The 1216-nt window shown below is 63.9% G+C and carries 2 pseudogenes; one reads left to right on the top strand and one right to left on the bottom strand.

Annotated features, from left to right (window positions below):
* Positions 1-26: 26 nt before the first annotated feature.
* Positions 27-1058: pseudogene (scpC, locus tag ABT116_RS48050) on the top strand (succinyl-CoA:acetate CoA-transferase ScpC); the annotation flags it as partial.
* A 64-nt stretch (positions 1059-1122) separates the two neighbouring features.
* Here scpC and ABT116_RS48045 read toward each other — a convergent pair.
* Positions 1123-1216: pseudogene (locus ABT116_RS48045) on the bottom strand (DUF305 domain-containing protein); the annotation flags it as partial.

Genomic DNA, 1216 nt, shown 5'->3' with positions numbered 1-1216 from the left:
GCTACTACGGCAATGTCGACGTCGCTGTGGTCGAGGTCGCGGGTATCACCGAATCGGGTGAACTGATTCCCTCCGCGTCGATCGGCAACAACAAGACGTGGCTCGACGTAGCCGACAGGGTCATCCTCGAAGTCAACTCATGGGTCCCCGAGGCGATGGAAGGTATTCACGACGTCTATTACGGCACCGCGCTGCCGCCGCATCGCAAGCCGCTCGAGATCATTCGTGTCGAGGACCGGATCGGCCAGACCACGTTCCGGGTGGATCCCGCGAAGGTTGTGGCCGTTGTCGAGACCAACTGCCGTGACAGTGCGAGCCCACTCACCGCGCCTGACGCCGTCAGCGAGGCGATCGCCGGCCACGTCCTGGAATTCTTCGACTTCGAGGTTCGTGCCGGACGGATGCCTGCCGATACGTTGCTTCCGCTGCAGGCGGGCATCGGCAATGTCGCCAACGCGGTGCTCGGAGGTCTCGATCGCGGGCCGTACCGAGGGTTGACCTGCTACTCCGAGGTCATCCAGGACGGGATGCTGAAGCTCATCAAAGACGGAACCGTCGCGCATGCGTCGTCGACGGCTTTGGCGCTCACCGAAGAAGGCATCGAGGAACTGACTGCGAACATCGACTTCTATCGCAATCACATCACGCTGCGACCGCAGGAGATCAGCAACCACCCCGAGGTGGTGCGCAGACTCGGAATCATCGCCATGAACGGCATGCTCGAGGCCGACATCTACGGCAATGTGAACTCGACGCACGTCATGGGGACGAAGATCATGAACGGAATCGGCGGCTCGGGAGACTTCGCCCGCAACGGCTACGTGTCCATGTTCCTGAGCCCGTCGACGGCCCGCGGCGGTGAGATCTCGGCGATCGTGCCGATGGTCCCGCACGTCGATCACACCGAGCACGACACTCAGGTGTTGGTGACCGAGCAGGGATTGGCGGATCTGCGAGGTCTGTCTCCGCGGCGACGCGCACGCCTGATCGTCGACAACTGTGCTCACCCGGAGTTCCGGCCGCTGCTCCACGATTACATCGCTCGCGCCGACGCTCAGCCGGGTGCGGGGCAGACTCCGCACCTCCTGTGCGAGGCATTCTCGTTCCATCAGCGGTACATCGGCCCGACGCGGAGTGGTCCATGCCGCCGCCGGAGGCCCCGGGGACGTCCTCGCCCCAGCTCTTCAGCCAGCCGGTCATGGTCCGGATCTCGGGA

It is taken from the genome of Streptomyces sp. NPDC002130, assembly GCF_040296465.1.
Classification (GTDB): domain Bacteria; phylum Actinomycetota; class Actinomycetes; order Streptomycetales; family Streptomycetaceae; genus Streptomyces.
The sequence above is the reverse complement of the archived record's forward strand: the minus strand, read 5'-3'. Positions and strand labels throughout refer to the sequence as shown.